The sequence below is a fragment of the Streptomyces sp. NPDC006923 genome (assembly GCF_040635655.1).
GTDB lineage: Bacteria > Actinomycetota > Actinomycetes > Streptomycetales > Streptomycetaceae > Streptomyces.
In genome coordinates this window covers 50,935-68,208 of record NZ_JBEYIF010000006.1, presented here as the reverse complement: position 1 = coordinate 68,208, position 17,274 = coordinate 50,935, and the positions used below count along the sequence as shown (strand labels likewise).

Genomic DNA, 17,274 nt, shown 5'->3' with positions numbered 1-17,274 from the left:
GCGGACCCGCCACGGCTCGTCCCATGGTACGGGGCCGGGGAGTCGGGGGCTTCCCGGCCCGATCCGGGGGGATCCCCGGGAGGACCGGGCGCCGGGGCGCGGGCGCCGGGCGGAGCGGAGCCGGGCGGGGGCCTCGCCGGCCCGGGGCGGACACGGACGTGCCCGCCGGGGGAGGCCGGCGGGCACGTCGGTCGGTCGGTTCTGCTGTTTTCTGCGGCTCTGACCTGCTGCTGGTCCCGGAGCCGGGCCTGCGGGCGCTCAGTCCTCCGAGTCCGGGCCCGCGGTGCCCGGCTTCTTGAATCCGATGTCCTGGTAGCGCGGGGTGGCGAAGCCGAAGGCCCCCGCGTTCATCAGTCCCGGCTTGACGACCACGAGCTGCGGGCGCTGGTAGAGGGGGATGGAACCGGCCGCGGCCCAGATACGGGCATCGGCCTGCTTGAGCAGATCGCGGGCCGCGTTCTCGTCCAGCTCGCCGGCCGCCCGGTCGAAGAGCTGGTCGATGTGGTCCGTGCCGACGCGGGTGTAGTTCTGCTCCACCAGCAGCGAGCCGTCGCTGGCGGGCACGGGCTTGGCGAAGATCGGCCGGCCGTCGGTCGCCGGGTAGGCGGTGGCGGGCCAGGAGTAGAGCGCCAGGTCGTAGTCGCCCGAGGAGACGTGGTCCTTGAAGTAGTTGTCGTCGGAGACCTTGGTGATCTCCGTGTCGATGCCGATGCGGTCGAGCATCCGCGAGATCCGCTCACCGACGGCGCGCAGCGACTCGGAGCCCTCGCCGCCGGGCAGGACGAAACGGAGGGTGAGCGGCTTGCCGTTCTTTCCGACCGGGCCGGTGAGGACGGGCGGGGTGGCCGTCCCGCTGGGGGCGGCGGTGCCGGCCGGGGCGTAGGCGCCGGCCATGCCGCCCGGCTTCTCCTGGGCCTCCTGCGCGGCCTTCACCGTCTGCGGCCGCACGTCGGAGTCGTCCAGGACCGCGGCCTGACGGAGCAGTGTGGTGCCCTGGAAGGCGGCCGCCGGGGCGGGAGCGAGGATGTGTGTGGCCCTCTCGGGGCTGGGTGCCTTCTCGCCGGGCTTCTCGTCGCCGACGATGTACGTGCCCTCGTCGGAGGGGACGTCCGGCTTGTTGTCCTCCGTGTTGTTCTTCTTCTCCTCCTCCTTGAGCTTTTCGGCCGCCTGTCTCTCGGCCTTCTCCTCGGCCTTCCGGTCCGGGGCCTTCTTCTCGTGCCGCTTCGCCTCTTCCTCGGCGTCGGCCTTCTTGCCCCTGCTGCCGGCCTTCGCCCCGTCCGCCTTCTTACGGGCTCCGCCCGGCACCCAGCCGGCGTCGGCCAGCAGCGCCTGTGCCTCCTGGGTGTCCTGCTTGCCGAGTGCGGCGCTGTTGTCCGCGTACGCCTGCTGCCCGTCCAGCGCCAGATGGCTGCCGAGCGGCTTCGCGGGCAGTCCGAGCGGCTTGAGCACGGTGTCGGCGAGTTCCTGGCGGTTGATCGCGCGGGCCACCGCGCGCCGCACCCGCTCATCGGCGAGCGGTCCTGACTGGCCGTTCAGCGCGAGCTGCGTGTAGGCGGGCTCCAGCGACTTCCGGACCTCGTAGGCGTCCAGGGACTTCTGCTCACGGGCGTACCGCTTGATGGACGCGACGGTCTGCTCGCGGGCCTCCTGCGCCGCCTCGGCCTCCTCCTCGTCGGAGCCGTGGGCCAGCGCCCAGGACCGGAGCGCGGAGGCCGCGGTGATCTCGGTGCCGGGGCCATGGGTGAGCGGCTGCCCGCCGCCGCCCTTGTCCCGCTTGGCCAGGGCGATGCGTTCGACGACCTTCCTGTCGACCTCCGCGAGATCGAGCTGGCCGGCCGCGAGGGCGGCGGCCCGCTTGCTCCTGGGCACCGCGCGCATGACGAGCGAGTCCAGCTTGGCCGGCTCCCCCCACCAGCGGGGGTTGCGGACGAGGACGGCTTCCTTCTTCTTCCGGTCCACCTTCTTGACGGTGAAGGGGCCGGCCGTCTTCTTGAGGGTGGTCCTGGCCCCGTCGTTGAAGGAGTTGGGCTTGGCCGTCACATCCTTGGGATAAAGGGGGCTGAAGAGAGACTTCCAGTCCGCGTAGGGCTTGTTGAAGGTGACCCTGACCTCCAGGTCACTGGCCCCGCGCTCGATCTTCTCGATCCGTTCGTAGCCGGCGTTGCGCGCCGTCCAGTACGCGGAGTCCTTGCCGCGCAGCGCACGCCACTGGGCCGCGAAGTCCTGCGCCCCGATCTCCCGGCCGTCGCTCCACACCGCCTGCTGGTTGAGCTTGTAGAGCACCACCTGCTTCGGCTCGCGCTCGACGACCTTGGCGGACTCCAGATAGTCGGGGTTCATCTTCGGGCGGCCACGCTCGTCGAGCGTGAAGAGGGAGGGCAGTACGGCACCGGCGATCCGGTTGGTGGAGGCGTCGGCATCGGCCTGGAAGGCGTTGAGCGTCGCGGGCATGGTGTCGATCGCCCAGTGCAGGGTGCCGCCCTGGCCGACCCACTCCCGTCCGGCCGGTGCGATGTCGGGGGCCGCCGTGGCCTTGTTGCCGTCGTCCTCCGAGGAGCAGGCGGACAGGGAGGGCAGGGCGAGCACACCGGTGGTGAGAAGCGCGACCGAGCGGAGCGTTCGGGAGCATGTCCTCCCGCGTGGGGCGCCGACGTGGGACATGGCTTGTACCTCTTCGTCCTGTTTGTGGAATTTAGAGATGATCACACCTATTGCCCACCCACTGAAGTGGACCGGACCTGGGCCGCGACGCAGACACGGCGGCAGTCACCGCAAAGGCCACCCGTGCGGCTCAACAAGGACAGCGAGCCGGCCGCCCACCGGACAGCCAAAAGGGCACCGAACCAGCAAAAACACCCAGCAGTATCGAAAGCGTGAACGCATACGGCGACGAGCGGACAGGGACACCCGACCCCGCCGGCGGACCCCGGGCCGGTCTCCGGCGTCCACCGTCAGATGGCCCTCATATTGTCCTAATCGCCCAAGTATGTACGGACTATTTATGGCGCTGCGGCTCCGCCTCGCCCACGCGCGCACCGAACGGCGGAGCCCGGCCCGGCCCCGGGCCCGGAGGGGAGCCCCGCCCCGCAGGGGCGCGAAAGGCACCGCAGGCGCATCGCGTACGTAAAAAAGAGGGGGCACACGCCTTCACAAGCGGGGATGTGACGCGGAACACTCTCAGGCGCGTACAAGAGCGTCCCGGGGGAATCCCTCGGCGTCCTTCATGCGATTCGCCACTGTGGAAATGAGGCCATCTCATGTCCCTGCAGGACGATTTGACAGCGGTCAGGCGCTGCCTGGACGACCTGGTCCGCACGGTCGGACGGCTGGAACGCAGCCTCGCTCAGCTCCGGGAGAACGAGTCCCGGCCTCTGGTGGCCGGCCGCGCCGACGATCTGGTCACAATCACCGACACCCCGTACAACACCGCGCTGTGGACGGACTCGGACGACGAGGGCCTGGGCGTGCGCGACCGGCGGGCGCCGTAGCGCGTACGCCCGAGGTCCCGTCCGGCACCCGGCCCGCGCGGCCCCCGCGCCGCGGGGCCGTCCGCCCGCGGCCGTCCACGGCAGCCGCCCCCGCGCGAACGGCGCCACGTCCGAAGCACGCCTGAGGAGAGCTCCTTGGCCACCGGCACCCAACCCCCCTCTGTCAGTCCGGGCGCGCACGGAAGCACGGGCGTGCGCGGCTCCACCCGCGCCGCCATCGCGTCCCGCCATCTGCGGACGGACCGCTGGTGGCTGGCGCCGGCCGCGACCGCCGCCGGACTGCTGGCCTTCATCGTCTACTCGACCTGGCGGGCGTTCGCCAACGCGGACTACTACGCGGCGCCCTATGTCTCACCGTTCTACTCGCCCTGTCTGGCGGAGAACTGCGCGCCCATGCGGAACGGGCCGAACTGGGAGATCTTCGGAAGCTGGTGGGGCCTCTCCCCCGCCCTGCTGATCCTGATCTTCCCGCTGGGTTTCCGGCTCACCTGCTACTACTACCGCAAGGCGTACTACCGGGGCTTCTGGGCCTCGCCGCCCGCCTGCGCCGTGGCGGAACCCCACACGAAGTACACCGGCGAGACCCGCTTCCCGCTGATCATGCAGAACATCCACCGCTACTTCTTCTACGCGGCCGTGCCGGTCGCCGGCATCCTCACCTATGACACCGTGCTGTCCTTCCGCGACGAGGACTACGCCTGGGGCCATCTGGGTCTCGGCTCGCTGATCTTCCTGGTCAATATCGGGCTGATCTGGGCGTACACCCTGTCCTGCCACTCCTGCCGGCATGTGATCGGCGGTCGGCTGCGGCACTTCTCGAAGCACCCGGTGCGCTACCGGCTGTGGGGCTGGGTCGGCAGGCTGAACAACCGGCACATGCAGCTCGCCTGGGCCTCTCTGATCAGCGTCGCCGTGTCCGACTTCTATGTCTATCTGCTGGCCACCGGCGCCTTCGACGATCCGCGCTTCTTCTAGGGGATGTCTTCAGACATGACGCAACTCGAACGCCGGCAGTGGGACGTCGTGGTGGTGGGCGCCGGGGGCGCGGGACTGCGGGCCGCCATCGAGGCACGCGAGCGCGGCGCCCGCACCGCCGTGATCTGCAAGTCCCTCTTCGGCAAGGCCCATACGGTGATGGCCGAGGGCGGCATCGCGGCCTCCATGGGCAATGTGAACTCCGGGGACAACTGGCAGGTGCACTTCCGGGACACGCTGCGCGGCGGGAAGTTCCTCAACCAGTGGCGCATGGCGGAGCTGCACGCCCAGGAGGCACCGGACCGGGTCTGGGAGCTGGAGACCTGGGGCGCGCTCTTCGACCGTACGGCCGACGGAAAGATCTCCCAGCGCAATTTCGGCGGACATGAGTACCCCCGGCTCGCCCATGTCGGCGACCGTACCGGCCTTGAGCTGATCCGCACCCTCCAGCAGAAGATCGTCTCGCTCCAGCAGGAGGACTTCCGCGAACTCGGCGACTACGAGGCGCGGCTCAAGGTCTATCAGGAGTGCACGGTCACCCGTGTCCTCCAGGAGCACGGCCCGGCGGGAGAGGACCGGATCGCGGGCGCCTTCTGCTACGAGCGCGAGTCGGGCCGCTTCTTCGTACTGGAGGCGCCCTCCGTCGTACTCGCCACGGGCGGTATCGGAAAGTCCTTCAAGGTGACGTCGAACTCCTGGGAGTACACAGGCGACGGGCACGCGCTGGCGCTGCTCGCCGGCGCTCCCCTGCTGAACATGGAATTCGTGCAGTTCCATCCGACCGGGATGGTCTGGCCGCCCTCGGTCAAGGGGATCCTCGTCACCGAATCGGTGCGCGGTGACGGCGGGGTGCTCCGCAACTCCGAGGGCAAGCGGTTCATGTTCGACTACATCCCCGATGTCTTCAAGGAGAAGTACGCGGAGTCGGAGGAGGAGGGCGACCGCTGGTACGAGGACCCGGACAGCAACCGCCGCCCGCCCGAACTGCTTCCGCGCGACGAGGTGGCCCGCGCCATCAACTCCGAGGTCAAGGCGGGCCGGGGCTCTCCGCACGGCGGGGTCTTCCTCGATGTCTCGACGCGGATGTCCGCCGAGGTGATCCGGCGCCGGCTGCCCTCGATGTACCACCAGTTCAAGGAGCTGGCGGACGTCGACATCACCGCGGAGGCCATGGAGGTCGGCCCGACCTGCCACTACGTGATGGGCGGGGTCGCCGTGGACTCGGAGACCGCCGCCGCGGGCGTCACCGGTCTCTACGCGGCGGGCGAGGTCGCCGGAGGCATGCACGGCTCCAACCGGCTGGGCGGGAACTCCCTCTCCGACCTGCTGGTCTTCGGACGGCGGGCGGGACTGCACGCGGCCGGGTACGCGGCCGGGCTCACCGCGCGCCCGGTCGTGGACCAGGCCGAGATCGACGCGGCGGCGGCCGAGGCGCTCCGCCCGTTCCACGCGGAGGACCGGGCGGGCGGCGACGCGGGCGGCGGGCCGTCGGCGGACGGGGGGCCGGTGGAGAATCCGTACACCCTCCATCAGGAGCTCCAGCAGACGATGAACGACCTGGTCGGCATCATCAGGCGCGAGGGCGAGATGGAGCAGGCCCTGGAGAAACTGGCCGAGTTGCGCGTACGGGCCGGGCGGGCCGGGGTCGAGGGACACCGGCAGTTCAATCCGGGCTGGCACCTCGCGCTCGATCTGCGGAACATGCTGCTGGTCAGCGAGTGCGTGGCGCGGGCGGCCCTGGCGCGCACGGAGAGCCGTGGCGGCCACACCCGGGAGGACTGGCCGGGCATGGACCTCGACTGGCGCCGGGTGAATCTGCTCTGCCGGCTCGCCGCCGCCACCGAGGGACCGGGGGCCGATCCCCTGCACGGCCGGATCACGCTCGCCCGGCAGACGACCGAGCCCATCCGCCCCGACCTGCTGGCCCTGTTCGACAAGGAAGAGCTGGTCAAGTACCTCGCCGAAGAGGAGCTTCACGAGTGAGCCCGAGTGTGTCGACGACATATGAAGCGCAGTTCAAGGTGTGGCGGGGCAATGCCGACGGCGGCGGGCTGGAGGACTTCGCCGTCGAGGTGAACGACGGAGAGGTCGTCCTCGACATCATTCACCGGCTCCAGGCGACGCAGGCGGCGGATCTGGCGGTGCGCTGGAACTGCAAGGCCGGCAAGTGCGGTTCGTGCAGCGCGGAGATCAACGGGCGGCCCCGGCTGATGTGCATGACCCGGATGTCCGTCTTCTCCCGCGAGGAGACGATCACGATCACCCCGCTGCGGGCCTTCCCGGTCATCCGGGATCTGGTGACGGATGTGTCCTTCAACTACACAAAGGCGCGGGAGGTGCCGTCGTTCGTGCCGCCGCCGGGTGTCGCCGCGGGTGACTACCGGATGCAGCAGGTGGATGTCGACCGCTCGCAGGAGTTCCGTAAGTGCATCGAGTGCTTCCTGTGCCAGGACACCTGTCATGTGGTGCGGGACCACGAGGAGAACAAGACGGCGTTCGCCGGACCGCGCTTTCTGATGCGGGTGGCCGAACTGGACATGCATCCGCTGGACGCCGCCGAGGAGTCCGGCCTCGACCGGAAGAAGACGGCCCAGGACGAGCATGGACTCGGCTACTGCAACATCACCAAATGCTGTACGGAGGTGTGCCCCGAGCACATCAAAATCACGGACAACGCGCTGATCCCATTGAAGGAACGGGCCGTGGACCGGAAGTACGACCCGCTCGTATGGCTGGGCAACAAGATCCGGCGCCGGGGCGAATAACCGGAGAGCCGGGAAGGACAGCCGGAGAGCAGGGGCCCGCTGTCCTGGTCGTCGCCCGGACAACGGGCCCCCGGCACTTTCCCCCGCCCCGGGACCCTCCGGGTGATCCCCGGCGGGACGGCCCTCAGCCGAGGAGCTTCAGGATCGCGTCGGTGGTGTCGGTCTCGCCGAGCCTCGGGAAGATCTTCTCGACGCTGTTCTTGTGGGCGTCCTCGTCCATGTCCGTGACCGCGTCCGTGGCGACGGTGACGTGATACCCGTGTTCATGGGCGGACCGGGCGGTGGACTCGACACCGATGCTGGTGGCGACGCCGGTCACGACGACCTGGGTGACGCCCCGGCGGCGGAGCTGAAGGTCCAGGTCGGTGCCGTAGAAGGCGCCCCACTGCTGCTTGGTGACGACGATGTCGCCGTCCTGCTGGTCCAGTTCGGCCACCAGGTCGGCCCAGTCGGCGGCCGGCCTGCCACCACGCGCCGGGCCTTCGGTGCGGCCCGGCGCCCCGCCGGTGACGCGCACGAGCACGACCGGCAGGCCCTTGGCCCGGAAGGCGGCGGCGAGTTCGGCCGAACGCGCGACGACATCCGCGGTCGGGTGGGCGGTGGGCAGGGAGACGATGCCCTTCTGGAGGTCCACGACGATCAGTGCGGTCGTGGGGTCGAGGACGGTGGCGCTCATGGTGCTACTCCTTGCGGTACGGATGATCTCGGTGGTCAGGACCGGGCACGCAGCGCCCGGTCGGTGAGGGTCAGGACGATCAGCAGCAGCCCGAGGACGGCGCAGACGCCGGCCATGAGGTGCAGACCGCCGTCGCCGGCCTGCCGGCCGTAGGCGAGGGCGATCAGGCTGGAGGCGGCGATGGCGCCGATGTACTGCGCGGTGCGCTGGAGCCCGGCGGCGGAGCCGATGCTCTCCGGCGGGGCATGGGCCTGGACGGCGGCCTGGTTGCTCGTACCGATCAGGCCCTGCGGGATGCCGAAGCACGCTCCGGCGAGGAGCAGTACGGCGAGCGGAGTGTCACCGCCGACGAAGAACAGCAGGACGGAGCCGCCGGTGAGCAGCAGACAGGCGAGAGCGAGCGGCCCGTAGATGCCCTTCGTACGGGCGCCCAGGAGCGAGCAGACCAGCGCGGCCACCGACATCGGCAGCAGCAGCACACCGGTCTCGCCGGAGGAGAAGTCCCTGGCCTCCTCCAGCCACTGGGTGAAGCCGTACATCACGCAGTAGATGAGCAGATAGCTGACGCCGTGCCGTAGATAGGTGCGGGCCAGCGGGCCGTTGCCCGCGAGCATCCGGAGATCGATGAAGGGCCGGGGCCGGCGCAGTTGCCACCCGACGAGGACGGCCGTCAGCACACCGAAGGGCGCGAGCAGCCACCACATCGGCCGGGCGAGATCGAGCAGGAAGAAGACCAGGACGGTCAGCGCGGCGGAGAACAGCGCTATACCGAGCGGATCAAGGGTGTCGCGCAGCGAGCGGCCCGTGACGGCGCTCTCGCGGGGCGGGTCCTTCGGGATCCAGATCAGCCCGGCGGCAAAGGCGATCAGGGCGACGGGCAGGTTGACCGCGAAGATGCCGCGCCAGCCGACCAGCGCGACCAGCAGACCGCCGAGGGTCGGGCCGACGGCGGCGCTGCCGAGCGCGGCGAACGACACCCGCGCCAGCACGGTACGGGGCGCGGGCCTGCCGACCCGCCGGCCTTCGTCACGCAGGACGGACATGGCGGCCGGATAGGCGGCGGATGTGCCGACACCGAGCAGCAGCCGGGAGACAACGAGCCAGCCGAAGGACGGGGCAACGGCTCCGATCAGGCCGGACGCGAAGACGATCACCAGGCCGGCGAGGAAGACCCGGCGCGGGCCGAACGAGTCGGCGAGCTTGCCGAGGACGGGCTGGCCCACGGCGCTGGCGAGATAGAGGACGGAGATGAGCCACGCGGTGTCGGCGGCGCCGATGCCGAAGGTGTGGCCGATCGCCACCAGGGCGGTGGAGATCATGGTGGTGTTGAGCGGGTTGAGCAGGGATCCGAGCAGCAGGGGCGCGGTGAGACGGGCCGAGAAGCCCGGGCTTCCGGCGCCGGTGGACATTCCGGTCGCGGCGGTCGTGTCCACTCCGGTGGCGGTTCCGGCCGGAAGTCCGGTCCCTGGGCTCACCTCTCGACCAGCCGCCGCAGCAGCGCCGCGGCGTCGGCGAGGGTGCGGCGCTCGGCGCCGTCCAGTTCGGCGTCGAGCGCCTCGGAGAGCCAGCCGTGCTTGGCCGCGCGGAGCCCGGCCAGGACGGTGCGGCCGGTATCCGTGACGGACACGACGGACTGCCGGCCGTCGTCGGGATCGGGTGTCCGCTGGACCAGGCCCTGGTCCTCCAGCGCCCCGAGGGTCAGCCGCATGGACTGCGGCCGTACATACTCGGCGCGGGCCAGCGCGGCCGTGGTGGACGGCCCTTCGCCGCCCAGCCGCGCCAGCACCGATCGCTGCGAGGGCGTCAGCCCGCTGTCAGGAGAGGCCGTCCGCAGCCGCCGCATCAGCCGGCCGAGAACGGCGGAGAGATCAGCGGCGACCTGCTCGGCGGTCGGGTCGTCGGACTGTTCGGACATGGCCCCACCGTACGAGATAGGCAGGCAACCTTGCAAGGTTCCCTGTCATCCTCGGTCTCGGCCCCTCGCGCGTTTCAGCATGCGGCCGGAGTCACACAGCCCCATCCCTCGCGATAGGCCGTCCAGTCGGCCTCCGTCGCCGCGAAGTCGACATAGAGCGCGACGCCGAAGCGTTCCCGGTCGCGGTCGGCGCGCCCGAGCCCCAGCCGGACACCGCGGATCGCGGCCGGGACCGTCTCCGCGTGGGCGTGATGCCCCCACTCCTCCGTGTGGTAGAAGGGCAGCCCCATCAGCAGGTCGGTGGTCTCCGGCGTCGCCTCCAGGGCGAGCACGGTCTGCTGGGCGACATAACCGCCGTAGAGACTCTCCACCGGCAGCGCGGTGTCGTACGACATCAGGGCGATCTGGTCGACCCTCCGGGCGACCTCCGTGAAGAACGCCTGCGACCACCACTTCGGGTGCCCGCTGACGGCTCCGACGACGGAGTGGAGCGCGGGCAGCGGGTCGATCTGGTGGGCGGCGACGGAGAGCGGCACGTCCCGTGCCCGGGTGAGCGTGCGCAGATCGTCCAGCAGCGACAGATAGTCGCGGTCGCCGGAGTGCAGCGGCTCCAGATCGAAGTGGACGCCGTCGAAGCCGACATCCAGGATCTGTCCGGCGGAACGCACCACGTTGGCGCGGGACGAGGCCCGTCCCAGGCGCAGTCCGTCCGGACTCTCGGTCGCCAGCTTGTCACCGAGCCAGGCGTGCACGCGCACACCCGGAATCTCGCGGTGCACGGCGTCGATCAGTCGGCGTGCCCCCGGATGGCGCGCGGCGGGCAGCGTGCCGTCGTGCTCCAGCGGCCCGGTGTGGACATAGAGGTCACGTATCCCGGTCCCGCGGATCCGGCGCGCGAAGGCGTCGAGGTCGGCGTCCTTCTTACGACCGTCCACCCAGGCGTGGCCCAGCCAGATGGCGTCCCGGCCGCGCGTCTGGGTGCCGTCCTGGATACCGCCCGTGTAGGTGACCCGCAGGGCGACCGCGCCGGTGACGGCGGGCACGACCAGCAGGACGGCCAGCGCCAGCGCGATCCGCTTGGGCCACCGCGCCCCTGGAGAGCGCCAGGCACCTGTCAATATGCGTCGCGGTCGCTCGAATCCGCGCAGCCGTGCTCGCACAGCCGCCCCCCTCCCCCGGAACACCAGCCTCCGGGGCATCCCCGGCCCGGGAGGCGTTCAGGTTATACGGCGGTACCCGGCAGGGTGCCCCGGCGACTTCCGCAAGACCTGGCCCGCTCGCGGGCGGTCCCTTGCTCGCTCTCGGCTCCGGAGGCCCGGTCCGCGCTCTTGGGCCGGGAGAGGGCGCCGACAACTCGTCAGAACATGCTCAGCAGTTGTTCGACGCTGGGTTCGGCCGCCGGGCCGCCGTCGGGCAGGGCGAGTTCGAACCAGACCGTCTTGCCGCGTGGTGTCCGGCGCGAGCCCCATGCGGCGCTCAGCAGGCCGACCAGTTGCAGTCCCCGGCCGCCCTCGTCGGTGTCGCGGGCCCGCCGCCGCCTCGGCTGTACGAGGCCGGCATCCCACACCTCGCAGACAAGCGTGCGGTCGCGCAGCAGCCGGAGCCTGATCTCGCCCTCGCCGTAGCGCATGGCATTGGTGACCAGTTCGCTGACCAGCAGTTCGACCGTGTCCACCAGTGGTTCGAGGTCCCAGGCGAGCAACTGGGCGCGGGCGAGCTCCCGGGCCCGGCCCACGGAGCGCGGCTCGCGCGGCAGCCGCCAGTCGCCGACCGCGCCGGTCGGCAGGCCCTGGATACGCGCCATCAGGAGCGCGATGTCGTCCTCGCCGTGCCGGGTGTCAAGGGTGCTCAGCACATGGTCACAGACGTCTTCCAGCGGCCGTCCGGAGTTGGCGAGGGCGGCGCGGAAGGCGGTCAGTCCCTCGTCGAGCGGATGGTCGCGGGATTCGACAAGGCCGTCCGTGTAGAGGGCGAGCAGCGCGCCCTCCGTCACTTCGACCTCCACCTGTTCGAATGGTTCACCGCCCACGCCCAGCGGCATCCCCGGCGGCACATCGAGCAGCAGCGCCTCCTCGCCCGGTTCGACGAGCACCGGCGGGAGATGGCCGGCGTTGGCGAATGTGCAGCGCCGGGTGACCGGGTCATAGACGGCGTACACACAGGTGGCGAGGTAGACCTCGGAGAGGTCCGCGTCCCGCGACTTGTGGGCGACCCGCGACGCCTGCTGGGCGCCGATGGGGGAGCCGAGGCCGCGGGCGATCTCGTCGAGCGCGGAGAGCACCTCGGCGGGCTCCAGGTCGAGGAGCGCCAGGGTCCGCACCGCCGTACGCAACTCCCCCATGGCCACGGCGGCTCGCAGCCCGCGTCCCATCACATCGCCCACGACCAGCGCGGTCCGGTGGCCGGGCAGTTCGATGACATCGAACCAGTCGCCGCCCACTTCGGTGGCCGTGTTGCCCGGCAGATAGCGGCAGGCGATGTCCAGCCCCGCGGCCTCCGGGTCGCCGGGCGGGAGCAGACTGCGCTGCAGGATCAGCGCGCGTTCGTGCTCCCTCCGGTAGAGGCGGGCGTTGTCGATACAGACGGCGGCGCGCGCGGCGAGTTCGGCGGCGAGCGTCCGGTCCCGTTCGCCGAAGGGTTCGCTGCCCTTCGCCCGGGAGAACTGGACAAGCCCGATGACGGTGTCGTGGGCGACCATGGGGACGGCGAGCGTGGACTGGATGAGGCTGCCGGCCCCGCCGGGTATGGACTGCACACGGCCCGTGCGCAGCGCGTTCGCGCCGCGCGAGCTGAAGGGGAAGCGGTGCACCGCACCGACCTCGGGCGGGACATATCCGCTGTCGCCCAGTCCGTCGGGACCGGTCAGCGGGGCGTCGGAGACGGCGCTGGCGAAGGCGACCCGGCGCAGCCGGGCGCTGCCGCCGCCGGATTCGCTCCCGGAGGAGCCCCAGCGTCCCGGCGGCGCCTCCTCTCCGGTGAGCAGGCTCTGGTAGAGGTCGACGGCCGCGAGGTCGCAGAAACCGGGGACGGCGACATCGAGCAGCTCGCGGGCGGTGGTCTCCAGGTCCAGGGAGTTCCCGATCCGGGCGCTCGCCTCATTGAGAAGGGCGAGGTTACGGCGGGCGCTGGCGGCCTCGCGGGCGGCGATATGACGGCGTGTGACATCGGTGCCGACTCCGGCGACGCCGATGGGGCGGCCCGAGCCGCTGTGGACGCGATACAGGTCGACGGACCAGTGCCGGCGTTCCTTGCCGCCGGGCCGGGTGCCGACGATCTGGAGGTCGGTGACGGGCTCGCCGGTCGCCAGGACACGCTTGAGCGAGGCGGTCATGCGTTCGGCCTCGGGGCGGGAGAGATAGTCGTGGACCGTCCGGCCCCGGTGGTCGTTGGCCTCGCCGCCGAAGACCGCGGCGAAGCGCCGGTTGGCGCGCTGCACTCTGAGGTCCACGCCGAACAGCAGGAAGCCGAAAGGAGATTGGCCGAAAATCGCCTGCGAAGAGGCGATGTCGGTTTCGATTCGGCGGAGTGCGCGGACATCGACGACGATACAGAGAGCGCCCCGTTCGCCGCTCTCCGTCTCACTCGGCATCACATAGATTTCGGCGAGACCGTGCTCTCCGCGCTCCCGGTCCAGCCGGAACGGCACCAGGCCGGTCCATTCCTTGCCGTCGAGGATCTCGCTCATCTTGCGGTGGCCCCGCGAGCGCAGGTCGGGAGGCATGAACACCTCGACCGGGTCCTTGCCCCTGACCTCGTGCGGGCCGAGGTGGAACAGCTCGGCGGCCCGCTGGCTCCACTGGTCGACCAGCCCGTCCGGGCCGATCGAGAAGGAAGCGACTCTGATGTAGTCATACATCGAGCCGGGTGGACTGCTCTGCCATACGACGTCGCCCGTCGTCCCAGATATTTCGCTCACGCGACCGTCCCCTCCAGCTCACGCACCGGACCGGCCATGTCCGCAGTATTCAGCACTACGGCCCCAGGCGACACGGCGTTCACGATCACAGCAGGGTCTCGTTCTCTTTGAGCCGAGTCCAGCGTGATCGTTGTCCCTTCACACTTCTAACCAGGGAGGGGCAGCTCGAACCACACGGTCTTACCCGTCTTCCCTCGTCGCGTGCCCCAGCGACGGGCGGAACAGGCCACAAGGTGAAGCCCGCGTCCTCCCTCGTCGTCGGGCCCCGCGGGACGCTCGGTCGGGACGTCCGGAAGCGGATCGGAGACTTCGACCAGCAGCGCGGCGGGCTGTGCGGCGCCGGAGTCGCCGGGACCGCCCGGGCTGGGGGCGAGGGCGTGGACAGCCATCCGTACGCCGATCGGTCCCGCCGCGTAGCGGAGGGAATTCGTCACCAGCTCACTGACCAGCAGCACGGCCATGTCCCGGGTGGCGGGAGGCGCGCCCCAGGCGCTGAGGGTGTCGTAGACGGCATGGCGCGCGTCGCGCACGGCGTCGAGTGCGGCAGGAAAGGTCCACTCGGCGCATGCGCCCTCTGTGCCGATCAAGCCGATCACTTCCCGAGACCGATGGTTGAACCAGGTCCTTTTCAGGGGGACAATCTGCACATACCCGATATATGGCATGGCTACCGCCGAGGCCGTGGCGGGCCGGCGCAGATGGAGTACGCGGGGGCGCCCCGGCGCGGCCCCGGCGCGGGTGGAGCGGAGCCACGCGACCGGCGGGACCACCGGCTCAGGGCCGCCGGAGGGCACTCCGGAGACGGCGGGCGGCCTCGGCCACGGCCGGCCGGTCCTGATCGAGCCAGTCCACCGTGTGCGTCTCGTCCGGACCGAGCCAGCGGAGCTCGTCGTGGTCCTCAAGAGGGCGGGGCTCACCGGAGAGCAGCCGGGCGGTCCACACCTGGAGCACATAGCCGGGCTTCAGCGGCCACTCACCGGGGATGCGCTCCATCGGCTGCGCCTCCACGCCGAGTTCCTCCCGCAGCTCGCGCACCAGAGCCTGCTCGGGCCCCTCCCCGGGCTCCAGCTTGCCGCCGGGCAGCTCCCAGCGGCCGGCCAGCTCGGGAGGCGCGCTACGGCGGGCGGCCAGCAGCCTGCCCCGGTCGTACACGGCGCCCGCCACCACTACACGATCACCCATGCGCCGCAGCGTAACGCGGGGGCCCGGGCCCCGGGGATGCCGCCGCCCCGGTGCGCATACGGCGGCGATCCGCCCGTGGGGCCCGGGACCGCGCCGCGGGCCGGACGGGTCAGCGCGCGGCCTGGCCGACGCGCTCCACCCAGTAGAGCTGCTGGTGGCCACGGCCGTCGAGGCTGTCCGCGATCTTCTGCGCCTCGTCCTGCGTGGCATACCTGCCGACGCGATAGCGGTTGCCGTTGTCGTCCTGCCGTATCACCAGCCATGGGAGCAGGGCAGCAGCGTCGTTCATCGTGCCCCTCCCGCCGTCGGCCCGCATCTCTCTGAATCTCCCCAGGAAACCGCAATCCGCATATGCCCGAGCCTACGCCTGACCTTCACGCAGCGGATACGAGTTTTCACAAAGAGATACCGATCCGGCCAACAAAACTCCGGAACCGGCGGGCACGCACCGGCGCACGCGCCCCCTGTGGTCCCCTCGTCCGCCGGCTTGAGCCTACGCCGGACCGGTGTCCGCCGTCCCGGAGTTCGGCCGGGCCGTTCAGTCCCCGGGGGTCATCAGATGCGCTCCGGCGGTGATGTCCCTGGGCGGTGCGGGGGGCACCCGCACCGTGGGCACCGGCATCAGTACGGGTCCGGCCGCCGCGCCCTTCCTGCACGCGTCGCCGCATGCGGAGTCGAGCGAGCAGCAGAGGGAGCAGATCGGCCCCGAGTGGACGGGACAGTCCGCGATGTCCGGCAGTTCGTACGGCGTCTCGCACACCGCGCAGACATGGGTGGCGGTGATGTCGTCGACCTCGACCTGCGGGCCGTTGACCGGATTCGGCCGGGCCAGGTAGTACTTCCCCTTGGTCGCCCAGGCGATCAACGGGCAGAGGACCAGGGCGAGTCCGGCCGCGATGAAGGTCGAGAAGGCTTCCGCGTACTCGCCGAACAGTCCGAAGAAGGCCAGGATCGAGACGGTGGAGGCGATCACCATCGCGCCGAAGCCGGCCGGGTTCACCGCGTACAGATAGGCCCGTTTGAACTCGATGTACGCGGGGCTCAGCCCGATCCTCTTGTTGATGACCAGGTCGGCGGCGACCGCCGTGATCCAGGCGATGCCCACGTTCGAGTAGAAGCCCAGGAGCTTATTGAGGGCCGCGAACATGTTCATCTCCATCAGCGTCAGGGCGATGGCGAGGTTGAGGAAGATGTACCAGACCCGTCCCGGATGCCTGTGCGTGATACGGGAGAAGAAGTTCGACCAGGACAGCGAGCCGCTGTAGGCGTTGGTCACGTTGATCTTGATCTGGGAGACAATGACGAAGATCGCGGCCGCCGGCAGGGCGAACGAACCGAGCCAGGGTCTGAGCGCCTCGATCTGCGGAGCGATCGGCTCCAGGGCATGCGTCCTGCCCACCGCCTCCAGCGCCACGAAGGCGAGGAACGCGCCGCCGAGTTGCTTGGCCGCGCCGATGATGACCCAGCCGGGTCCCGCGGCGAGGACGGCGGCATTCCAGCGGCGCTTGTTCTGCTCGGTCTTGGCGGGCATGAAGCGCAGATAGTCGGCCTGTTCACCGATCTGGGCGATGAGCGAGAGCGCGACGCCCGTCCCCAGCCCGAAGCCGATCCAGGAGAAACCGGCACCGGCCCCCTCCGTACCGCCGAAGGAACCGAAGGCCCCCCACGCGTCCGGCGCGTTGAAGGCGAGCACCACGAACGGCAGCACCATGCCGACGATCCAGACCGGCTGGGTCCACGCCTGCACCTTCGCCAGCGCGCCCATCCCGCGGAACACGATCGGGATGACGATCAGGGTCGTCACCAAGTAGCCGATCTCGACCGGGAGTCCGACGGCCTGATGCATGGCCTGGGCCATGATCGAGCCTTCGAGCGCGAAGAAGATGAAGGTGAAGGAGGCGTAGATGAGCGAGGTCAGCGTCGAACCGAAGTAACCGAAACCCGCGCCTCGGGTGACGAGGTCCATGTCCAGGCCGTAGGTGGCGCAGGCCCGCGCGATCGGGATCCCGGTCAGGAAGATGATCGCCGCCGCCGTGAGGATGGAGGCGAATCCGCTGCCGAAACCGTAGGTGAAGACGATCGAGGCACCGATCGCGAAGTCCGCCAGATAGGCGATACCGCCGAGCGCGGTGCCCGCGACCGTGGAGGGCGACCAGCGGCGGAAGGAGTGCGGGGCATAGCGGAGCGAATAGTCCTCGCGGCTCTCGTCGGCGGCGAGCTTCGCGTAACTGCGCCTCGGCAGGCTCGGTCCGGTGGCGCCGGCGACGGGGGTCGCGCCGGATATCGCGGTTGGTGCCTCGGTGTCCGTCATCGGTAACGTCCGTTCGTCGGCGGTATACCGGTAGAGACGGGAAGGT

At 70.4% G+C, this 17,274-nt stretch carries 14 protein-coding genes; 4 read left to right on the top strand and 10 right to left on the bottom strand.

Annotated features, from left to right (window positions below; all coding sequences use genetic code 11):
- Positions 1–258 precede the first annotated feature (258 nt).
- Positions 259–2,661 carry an ABC transporter substrate-binding protein gene (locus ABZ707_RS13650; protein WP_360172770.1) on the bottom strand — a complete coding sequence of 801 codons (2,403 nt, stop codon included), beginning with the start codon at positions 2,659–2,661 and terminating at the stop codon, positions 259–261.
- 596 nt (positions 2,662–3,257) lie between these two features.
- Between ABZ707_RS13650 and ABZ707_RS13645 the strand changes: the two genes are divergently transcribed.
- From ABZ707_RS13645 to ABZ707_RS13630, 4 genes are all read left to right on the top strand, one after another.
- Complete coding sequence (locus ABZ707_RS13645; protein ID WP_360172767.1) at positions 3,258–3,488, top strand: hypothetical protein; 231 nt, start codon at positions 3,258–3,260, stop codon at positions 3,486–3,488.
- Positions 3,489–3,623: 135 nt separating this feature from the next.
- Positions 3,624–4,463: a hypothetical protein gene (locus ABZ707_RS13640; RefSeq protein ID WP_360172764.1), complete on the top strand. Its 840-nt coding sequence runs from the start codon at positions 3,624–3,626 to the stop codon at positions 4,461–4,463.
- 15 nt (positions 4,464–4,478) lie between these two features.
- Complete coding sequence (locus ABZ707_RS13635; RefSeq protein WP_360172761.1) at positions 4,479–6,446, top strand: fumarate reductase/succinate dehydrogenase flavoprotein subunit; 1,968 nt, start codon at positions 4,479–4,481, stop codon at positions 6,444–6,446.
- Positions 6,443–7,228 (top strand): succinate dehydrogenase/fumarate reductase iron-sulfur subunit, encoded by a 786-nt coding sequence (locus ABZ707_RS13630; RefSeq protein WP_360172758.1) that lies wholly within the window; start codon positions 6,443–6,445, stop codon positions 7,226–7,228. The genes ABZ707_RS13635 and ABZ707_RS13630 overlap by 4 nt, the downstream gene beginning before the upstream one ends.
- A 124-nt stretch (positions 7,229–7,352) precedes the next feature.
- Here the strand turns inward: ABZ707_RS13630 and ABZ707_RS13625 are convergent, their stop codons facing one another.
- From ABZ707_RS13625 to ABZ707_RS13585, 9 genes are all read right to left on the bottom strand, one after another.
- Positions 7,353–7,904 (bottom strand): isochorismatase family protein, encoded by a 552-nt coding sequence (locus ABZ707_RS13625; RefSeq protein ID WP_360172755.1) that lies wholly within the window; start codon positions 7,902–7,904, stop codon positions 7,353–7,355.
- 35 nt (positions 7,905–7,939) lie between these two features.
- On the bottom strand, positions 7,940–9,313 hold the full coding sequence (locus ABZ707_RS13620; RefSeq protein ID WP_360173828.1) for an MFS transporter: 1,374 nt from the start codon (positions 9,311–9,313) through the stop codon (positions 7,940–7,942).
- Positions 9,314–9,375: 62 nt separating this feature from the next.
- Complete coding sequence (locus ABZ707_RS13615) at positions 9,376–9,819, bottom strand: MarR family transcriptional regulator (protein ID WP_360172752.1); 444 nt, start codon at positions 9,817–9,819, stop codon at positions 9,376–9,378.
- Positions 9,820–9,893: 74 nt separating this feature from the next.
- Positions 9,894–10,937: a hypothetical protein gene (locus ABZ707_RS13610; protein WP_360172749.1), complete on the bottom strand. Its 1,044-nt coding sequence runs from the start codon at positions 10,935–10,937 to the stop codon at positions 9,894–9,896.
- 239 nt (positions 10,938–11,176) lie between these two features.
- Entirely contained in the window at positions 11,177–13,735 is a 2,559-nt protein-coding gene (locus tag ABZ707_RS13605) for a SpoIIE family protein phosphatase (protein WP_360172746.1), read from the bottom strand.
- Positions 13,736–13,881: 146 nt separating this feature from the next.
- On the bottom strand, positions 13,882–14,331 hold the full coding sequence (locus ABZ707_RS13600; protein ID WP_360172743.1) for an ATP-binding protein: 450 nt from the start codon (positions 14,329–14,331) through the stop codon (positions 13,882–13,884).
- A gap of 178 nt (positions 14,332–14,509) precedes the next feature.
- Positions 14,510–14,917: a (deoxy)nucleoside triphosphate pyrophosphohydrolase gene (locus ABZ707_RS13595; RefSeq protein ID WP_360172740.1), complete on the bottom strand. Its 408-nt coding sequence runs from the start codon at positions 14,915–14,917 to the stop codon at positions 14,510–14,512.
- Between the two features lie 109 nt (positions 14,918–15,026).
- Positions 15,027–15,206 (bottom strand): SPOR domain-containing protein, encoded by a 180-nt coding sequence (locus ABZ707_RS13590; RefSeq protein WP_319680399.1) that lies wholly within the window; start codon positions 15,204–15,206, stop codon positions 15,027–15,029.
- Between the two features lie 249 nt (positions 15,207–15,455).
- Positions 15,456–17,228 carry a hypothetical protein gene (locus ABZ707_RS13585; protein ID WP_360172736.1) on the bottom strand — a complete coding sequence of 591 codons (1,773 nt, stop codon included), beginning with the start codon at positions 17,226–17,228 and terminating at the stop codon, positions 15,456–15,458.
- Positions 17,229–17,274: the final 46 nt, after the last annotated feature.

Excerpts from the sequence above, each read along its gene's own strand:
- ABZ707_RS13595 (WP_360172740.1), bottom strand. The coding sequence starts at position 14,917 with ATGGGTGATCGTGTAGTGGTGGCGGGCGCCGTGTACGACCGGGGCAGG.
- ABZ707_RS13615 (WP_360172752.1), bottom strand. The coding sequence starts at position 9,819 with ATGTCCGAACAGTCCGACGACCCGACCGCCGAGCAGGTCGCCGCTGAT.
- ABZ707_RS13590 (WP_319680399.1), bottom strand. The coding sequence starts at position 15,206 with ATGAACGACGCTGCTGCCCTGCTCCCATGGCTGGTGATACGGCAGGAC.
- ABZ707_RS13645 (WP_360172767.1), top strand. The coding sequence starts at position 3,258 with ATGTCCCTGCAGGACGATTTGACAGCGGTCAGGCGCTGCCTGGACGAC.
- ABZ707_RS13620 (WP_360173828.1), bottom strand. The coding sequence starts at position 9,313 with ATGTCCACCGGCGCCGGAAGCCCGGGCTTCTCGGCCCGTCTCACCGCG.
- ABZ707_RS13585 (WP_360172736.1), bottom strand. The coding sequence starts at position 17,228 with ATGACGGACACCGAGGCACCAACCGCGATATCCGGCGCGACCCCCGTC.
- ABZ707_RS13625 (WP_360172755.1), bottom strand. The coding sequence starts at position 7,904 with ATGAGCGCCACCGTCCTCGACCCCACGACCGCACTGATCGTCGTGGAC.
- ABZ707_RS13650 (WP_360172770.1), bottom strand. The coding sequence starts at position 2,661 with ATGTCCCACGTCGGCGCCCCACGCGGGAGGACATGCTCCCGAACGCTC.
- ABZ707_RS13635 (WP_360172761.1), top strand. The coding sequence starts at position 4,479 with ATGACGCAACTCGAACGCCGGCAGTGGGACGTCGTGGTGGTGGGCGCC.